General features: G+C 68.2%; 5 protein-coding genes. 4 read left to right on the top strand and 1 reads right to left on the bottom strand.

The genetic code is table 11. The annotated features are described in order from the left end of the window. Window positions 1-76: 76 nt before the first annotated feature. Complete coding sequence (locus ABGB11_RS03110) at window positions 77-676, bottom strand: DUF6879 family protein (RefSeq protein ID WP_347628524.1); 600 nt, start codon at window positions 674-676, stop codon at window positions 77-79. A 206-nt stretch (window positions 677-882) separates the two neighbouring features. On the opposite strand from ABGB11_RS03110, the gene ABGB11_RS03105 reads away from it, so the two are divergent. From ABGB11_RS03105 to fxlM, 4 genes are all read left to right on the top strand, one after another. Further along, the gene (locus ABGB11_RS03105) at window positions 883-1,032 is read left to right on the top strand and encodes an FxLD family lanthipeptide (RefSeq protein WP_347628522.1); all 150 of its coding nucleotides are present in this window, start codon (window positions 883-885) and stop codon (window positions 1,030-1,032) included. Between the two features lie 99 nt (window positions 1,033-1,131). Continuing rightward, entirely contained in the window at window positions 1,132-4,236 is a 3,105-nt protein-coding gene (locus ABGB11_RS03100) for a lantibiotic dehydratase (protein WP_347628520.1), read from the top strand. 7 nt (window positions 4,237-4,243) lie between these two features. Next, on the top strand, window positions 4,244-5,515 hold the full coding sequence (locus ABGB11_RS03095; RefSeq protein ID WP_347628518.1) for a lanthionine synthetase C family protein: 1,272 nt from the start codon (window positions 4,244-4,246) through the stop codon (window positions 5,513-5,515). Between the two features lie 29 nt (window positions 5,516-5,544). Beyond that, window positions 5,545-7,650, top strand: coding sequence for a methyltransferase, FxLD system (fxlM, locus tag ABGB11_RS03090; RefSeq protein ID WP_347628516.1), 2,106 nt, complete (start codon window positions 5,545-5,547; stop codon window positions 7,648-7,650). Window positions 7,651-7,657 lie beyond the last annotated feature (7 nt).

Below are 7,657 nucleotides of genomic sequence, written 5' to 3'. Positions count from 1 at the left end.
GGTACGGCTTACGCTCACCCATGCCATCAGTGCAGCTCAGCCACACCCATGGTCACAATCCACCGCCATATGATTGTCACTCACAGTGACTAGTCATACTGGAACGCTCGGCCACAAAACTCCCTCTGAGGTTGCCGTAGCTGATGGCATGTTCCCACCGGATGTAATCGCTCACGGGCTCGGATACGATCCGCAGCCGACGGAATCGGATACCGCGGGCGACAGCGCCCCCGACCAGGTCGATCCAGCCGTCCCATTGGTAGGTGGTGTCGCCGTCCTCCAGCCATTTCATGAAGGCCGGGTCCGTCTGGTCGTACGTATCGCGGGCTTCGAGGTGGACGACGGATCGTTCGGTTCCGGCCAGTAGTTCCTCGAAGGCCGGTTCCCCGGGGCCGTCCCTGCCCGGCTCGAAGTCGCCGGTGAGGGCTTCGAGGAGGCTCTGTTTGAGGTTCGCCGGCGTCCAGATCGCGACCTCGTCGTCAGCGATCGATGTGTGCCGGCCCAGCCGAGCGAGGGTGGCGGGGTCGGTGACCCGGCGTCCGACCTGAAGGACGTCACCTGTGCCGGGGACCACGAGGACCGCCGGACATTTGTTGGCGGGCGAGTCGTCGTCGATCCCGACGAAGTCGACATCGCCGGACGGCGGGTTGTTGGGCTTTTCGGCCGGTCCGGGCATGAATAGCTCCCAGCTAATGTTCGCTTCACCTGATCCCCCTGACATTGACCGCCTCCCCGGTCGACGGTCAACCCTGCCGGACCGCGCACGGGTGTGAATGTGTGTGAACTTTCTGGCACCTGCCAGAGCTGTCGGCGAATCTCCTTGCCATGGCCGCAGAGCCGACAGTGAGGAGCCGTTGAGCTCCGGAAGGGTGTGGAGAGTCGATGACCATCCGAGAGTCCATGGAAACCGACGAGTTCGACCTGGACATCAGTGTTCTGGAGTCCAGCGACGCATCAGCCGACCTCATCGTCCTCACCGACGACGGGTGTGGCAGCACGTGCGCCAGCCCATGCGCGACCAACGTCGTCTGACCGCGCTCTGACGTTGACGTCCGGGCTCCCGCCCATGCTCCGAAAGGTTGTCCGGGGCATGGGCCGGAACCCGGCAGAACGCTCCCCGAAGGCGAGACGATGGCATCAAGCGACGGAAAGCGCCTGTACCGGTGCGCTGAGACGGCGATGGTCCGTGCCACTCCTCACTCGACGTTGGAACTGCCGGAATGGCCGGACCTCACCGGCAACTCACCGGAACACGTCGCCGGTTGGCGTGCGTGGCTCCAGGCGATCTGGACGCTGGACGAGATCGCCGAAGCCATAGAACAGGCCAGCCCGGCACTGACCCGGCAGGTTGCGGTGGTGTGCTCGACCTCGACCACGGACGCCCGAAAGGCGCGGCGCACGGTGCTGTCGGTCATGCGATACGTGCTCCGGATGACGGGCAGAGCGACGCCTTTCGGGCTGTTCGCCGGAATCGCACCGGCCGGCTTCAGTGCCCAACCGGTGGTCGAGTGGGGTAAGGACCATCAGGTCGTCGCACGGGCCGCCGCAGGCTGGATCAGCGAGGTCATCGCCCAACTGCAAGGCATCCCGGAACTGTTGCGGCGGCTGCCCCTGATGGCTAATCCCCTCGCATTCGTGCGGGGCGGTCGCCTGGTCGTCCCTTACCCGCCCGGGCGGCGGGCAGGTCAACGCTCCCCGTCGGAAGTATCACTGCGGTGCACCACGCCCGTGCAGATCGCGATGGAGACGGCCCGTCCTCCGGTCCCGTTCGACGAAGTGGCGGCCGCGGTCGCCGCCGTGTTCCCCGCGACGCCGCAGTCCCAGATCGAAAAGCTGATCACCAGCCTGTTGGATCAGGGCGCTCTCATCAGCAGCCTGCACGCTCGCTCCACCACGATGGATTCCTTGGGGCATGTCGTGGAGCAGGTCGAGAAGGTCGGGGCAGGCGAACTGCGGCAGGTCGCGGACCTCTTGGATCAGCTGCGCGAGATCCAGACGGGCCTTGCCGAGTACAACCGGCTCACGACCCCTGCGGATCGCCGAAAGGCCCGCCCCGCCCTCGCGGATTGCACGGCGCGCCTGGGAACGAACACGGACTCAGCCCCAGTGGTGGACATGCGGGTCGATTGCTCGCTGAGCTTGCCGTTCCAGGTCGCCCGGGAGGCCGAAGCGGCCACGTCGGTGCTGGCACGCCTGACCGAGTTCCCGGCAGGCACGCCTGGCTGGCGGAGCTATCACAACCGCTTCTTCGAGCGGTACGGGATCGGCTCGCTCGTGCCGCTGCGGGATCTGATGGATCCCAATGTGGGTTTGGGGTTCCCCGCCGGTTACCTGGGTGGCGAGCCTGAAGCACGCGAGCCGGTGACCGCCAGGCAGTTGCGGCTGCTTGCCTTGGCGCAGGCGGCAGCCCTGGACGGGTGCCAGGAGATCGTGCTGGATGAGGACCTGATCGGTGAGCTGGAGATCGGCGCCAAAACCCAAATCTTGGTACCGCCGCATCTTGAGCTCCGTTTCCACCTTCAAGCGGCATCCACGGAGGCGCTGACTCGCGGACACTTCCAGCTAACGGTCGTGGGACCTTCTCGTGGCATCGGCACGACAACCGGCCGGTTCATCGGCTTGCTGAGCTCTGGCGACCAGGCCAATGCCGCTGCCGTATTCGATCGGCTGCCGGTCAGCGAACCACGGACGATAGCCGTTCAGCTGTCCTTTCCGCCGCTCAACTCGGGCGACGCTCATGTGGCTCGGGCGCCGGAACTACTCGCCGCCACGATCAACCTCGCGGAGCACCGTTCTGCAGGGCCCGAGGTGATCGGGGTGGACGACCTGGTGGTCGGTTGCGACCAGCGCCGCCTCTTCCTGCTTTCGCGATCACGGGGGCAGCGTCTGGAGCCGGTGGCGCTGCACGCGCTCGATCTGCGGACGCACACTCCCCCGCTGGCGCGCTTCCTCGCCGAGATCGCCAGGTCCCAGTCTGCGGTCGTGTCCAACTTCTCATGGGGTCCGGCCGGGCGAATGCCGTTCGTGCCCCGCCTTCGGGTGGGCCGCACGGTCCTTTCACCGGCTCGCTGGCGCTTGCACCATTCGGACCTACCCGACCGCCATACGCCGTGGCCCCAGTGGTGGGACAGCATGTGTCATTGGCGGGCCCGCCGTCGCATACCGGACGCCGTCACCCTGACCGATGGGGACCAGGCCCTACCTCTGGACCTATCCCAACCCGCGCACCTGGCGGTGCTGCGCGCACACGTTGACTCAACCGGCGTCGCCCTGTTGAGCGAAGCGGCGACCGGGAACGGCTGGTTCGACGGCCACGCCCACGAGATCGTCGCGCCCATGACCGCGGTCGTAGCAAGAGGATCGGCAGGGGGACCGCGAGTCCCGGCCACCCGGCCGCAACGTCGGGATCATGGGCAGCTGCCGGGGGCGTCCCGGCTGCTGCTGGTCAAGCTCTACAGCAGTACCGAACGGCACCCAGAGATCCTCGGCAGCTACCTGCCGGACCTGCTCGCTCAGTGGGCGAATCCACCCAAGTGGTGGTTCCTGCGCTATCGCGACCCGCTCCCCCATCTACGGCTGCGCATCGCGCTCAACGACCCCGCCCAGTTCGGACCCGCCGCCAACCGCGTCTCCGGGTGGGCCGCGCTTCTGCGACGCGAAGGGCTTCTCAACGAGGTGCAGTTCGCCACCTCCTACCCCGAGCCCGGCCGCTGGGGCTGTGGAATGGTGTTGGAGGCGGCGGAGGAGGTCTTCGCTGCAGACTCTCGTGCACTCGCCGTGCAGTTCGCACAGATGGCCGGGCCATCCCCGCAGGCGCTAACCGCAGCGAACCTCGTCTCCATCGCAGCCGGCTTCACCGGCAGCACGCAGGGTGGCATGCACTGGCTGATCCGGAACGGGAAGGTCGATGCCGCTCGGCCCCTGGAACGGCCAGTACTCCGCGAGGCGGTCCGCATAGCCGACCCGAAGGACGGCTGGGCAGCGCTGTGTGCGGTCCCCGGCGGCGACACCGTCCTGGCCGCCTGGTCCGAACGCGACCAAGCGCTGGCCCGCTACCGGGACCGGTTACGCAGCGCCGAGGACTTGAACCCCGACCTCGTCCTGGATTCACTGCTCCACGCACATCACATCCGGGCCGCTGGGCCGAACAAGAACGACGAACACATCTGCGTGCGGCTGGCCCGCGCCGCCGCGCTGGCGTGGACAGCACAGCGGTCGTCGGCGGCCGGACGGTGAGGTAAACGTGGCCGATCAAACGGTAGTCACGCCGGCCGGCGCGCAGGCTGGAGCAGGGCTGGCCGCCCGAATCGCTGACCACCTGGCCTCGCCGCAGGCCGTGCGCGCTACCGTACCGGCCCACAGCTGGTGGCCGCAGTCCCTGGCCTATGGCGCGGCCGGGATCGCGTTGCTCCATATCGAGCGAGCCCAGTTGGGCGAGGGCTCCTGGCAGCGTGCTCACGACTGGCTCGCCTGCGCCGCTGCCGAACCCGCCTTAACAGGGGCGGACAGCCACCTGTACTACGGGGCACCGGCTCTCGCCTTCGCCTTCGACGCTGCGGCTGACCGGCCTGGACGTTATGCCCGCGCCCTGGAGAACCTTGATCGGCGCATCGCCGCTGTCACCCGCTCTCGGTTGAACGAGGCCCACGCCCGGATGGATCGCGGCGAGCTGCCCGCGCTGGCCGAATTCGACGCCATCCGCGGGCTGACCGGCATGGGGGCTCTGCTGCTGCGGCGCACTGTCCACCATGGCGATGCTCACGCCGACCTAGTCCGGGCCATCCTGGCCTACCTGGTCCGGCTCAGCGAACCCATACGGCACCACGGGGACCTCCTCCCCGGCTGGTGGAGCGATCTGGCCCCATCGGGCAAACGGTCCTCGCAGTACCCGAGCGGGCACGCCAACAACGGCGTCGCCCACGGCATCGCCGGCCCGCTGGCTCTCCTGGCCTTGGCCTCCCTACGCGGCATCACCGTCGGCGATCAACGAGAGGCGATCGAACGGATCTGCGCCTGGCTCGACCTGTGGAGGATCGAGGGACGAGACGGCCCGTGCTGGCCGTACTGGATAACCGTCAGCGAGCTGGAGTCCGGACGTCCCAGCCCTGGTCCCGCGCGCCCCTCCTGGTGCTACGGCGCCGCAGGTTCAGCGCGCGCCCAGCAACTCGCCGCTCTGGCCACCGGCGACACCGGACGTCAGCGCATGGCCGAAGAGGCGCTGCTACACGCCATGACGGCCCGGATTCCGCTTGCCGCGACCACCGACCTGTCACTGTGCCACGGCTTCGCCGGCCTGGCGCACATCGTCCAACTCGCCGCGGCAGATGCGATCACGCCAGGCCTGCGCGAGTGCTTGCCCCGCCTCTTAGCACCGATCGAACGCACCTCGCCGGGCACCCTTGTGGCCTGCGGCGCCGGACTTCTAGAAGGCGCCACCGGCGTGGCGCTGGCTCTGCTCGCCCAGGTCACTGGAGGCGCCCTTTCCGGGTGGGACTCCTGCTTCCTAATTGCCTGACCTCGTACGCCTGAAGGGAGACCGGCCGGATGACAGCCCAGCAGTGGCAACAGCACGTCATCACATTCGCCGACTGGCGCAGCGCCGAGCGCACCGTGCTGGAGCATCTGCTGCCCGCACTCGAAACCTCGCAGAGCGGGGAGCCGCACGCGTGGTCGTTCGTGCGCAAGTACCCGACCTGGCGGCTCCGGCATCACCCGACCACCGACCACGGCCTGCGGAGACTGGACCGGGCGCTGGACATGATGCTCTCCAACGGCTTGATCGAAGGCTGGACGCCCGGCATCTACGAGCCGGAGACCACCGCTTTCGGAGGCGCTGTGGGCATGGATGTCGCCCACGCGCTCTTCCACCACGACAGCCGCCTCGTCCTCCAGCATCTGGCCCAGTCCGGTCTCTCCTGCAGGAATCCGCGAGAGCTCGGGCGACGCGAGCTCGCGGTGCTGCTCCCCAGCTTGGCGATGCGGGCCGCGCGCCTGGACTGGTATGAGCAGGGCGACGTCTGGGCCAAGGTCGTCGAGCAACGACCCACGCCGCATGGCCAGCCCGGCTCCCGGCGGCTCTCGCATGCCATGCACCGGCTCATGACCGTCGAGGCGGGCTCGGCCAGCACTCTGATGACCACGGGCAGGCTTGCGCCGCTGGCCGACTGGGCCACCGCCTTCGAGCACCTCGGTCGGCGGTTGGCAGGTCTCAACCACCTGGGCCGGCTGGAACGCGGGCTGCGGGCCGTCCTCGCCCACCACGTGATCTTCCACTGGAACCGCATGGGCTTGTCCCGCGAGGAGCAGGCCACCTTGGCCGTACTAGCGAAAGAAGAAGTCATGGGAACAACCGGACAGCGTCCCGTGTCCGCCTCTGGCACAGGTCCGCCGAACACTACGGTGGCCCGCGTGAGCAATGACACGATCGAGGCCGCCTCCGCCGAGCCCCTGCGCCACGCCCTGGTCAACCAGCTGATCGAGCACGGGCGCATCCGCACCTCCCGTGTCGAAGAGGCGATGCGCACAGTCCCCCGCCACATGTTCGTGCCGCAGGCTCCCCTGGAGAAGGCGTACGCGAACGCCACGGTAGACATCAAGCTCGACGCCGGCGGCGCGTCGATCAGCTGCGCCTCCCAGCCCGACATCGTCGCCATGATGCTGGAACAACTCCAGGTCGAACCGGGCCACAAGATCCTGGAACTGGGGGCCGGGACGGGCTACAACGCTGGTCTGCTCGCCTACCTGGCCGGCCCAACCGGCCACGTCACCACAATCGATGTGGATGACGACATCGTCGACGGCGCCCGCACCTCACTGGCCGCCGCCGGCATCGACAACGTCACCGTCATCCTCGGCGACGGCGCTCTCGGCCACGCCGACAACGCGCCCTACAACCGCGTCATCGCCACGGTCGGCGCACACGCTGTCCCCCACGCCTGGCTCGACCAGCTTGCCCCGAGCGGACGGCTCCTCACACCACTGCGGCTGCGGGGCACCGTCGCCCGCTCCATCGCCTTCGAACAGCAGGACGGCGCCTGGCGCAGCGTCAGCAGCGAGATGAACACCTTCATGCCGCTTCGCCAAGGCATCGCCGACGATCCGCGGCGCCTGGTTCCCGTGACCTCCGACGGCACGGTCACCCTCGTGACCAGCGGCGGCCAGGAGGTCGATGCCGAAGCGCTGGGCGATGTCCTACACCAGCCCGCCTCACAAGTCTGGACCGGAGTCACGTTCCGCGGCCAGGAGTCGGCCGAGTGGCTGGAGCTGTGGCTGGCCTGCACGATGCCCAACGGTCTGAACCGCATGCCCGCCAAGCCCCAAGCCATCGAAAGCAGCCTCCTCACCGCCCCCTACCTCAGCTCGACAGCCTGCTTCGACCAGGCGGCACTCACCTACCTGACCCGCCGCAAGGCCACCCGCGCCGCGCCGGACGGCGCCAGCCTGTACGAGTTCGGCGTCATCGGCCACGGCCCCGGCAGGGACACCCTGGCCGAGCAGGTAGCCGATGCCGTCCGCACCTGGGACCACGAGTACCGCGGACGCGAGGTCACCTTCGAGATCCAGCCGCTCGACAGCCCGCCTCCCGCCCAGCGCCCCGGCCGTTTCACCTTCTCCAACGCCCTCAACCGGATCCTCATCGAATGGCGATGAAATGGAC

This window comes from Actinomadura sp. B10D3 (assembly GCF_039871695.1).
Taxonomy (GTDB): domain Bacteria; phylum Actinomycetota; class Actinomycetes; order Streptosporangiales; family Streptosporangiaceae; genus Spirillospora; species Spirillospora madurae.
This window is presented reverse-complemented; position numbering and strand designations above follow the sequence as displayed.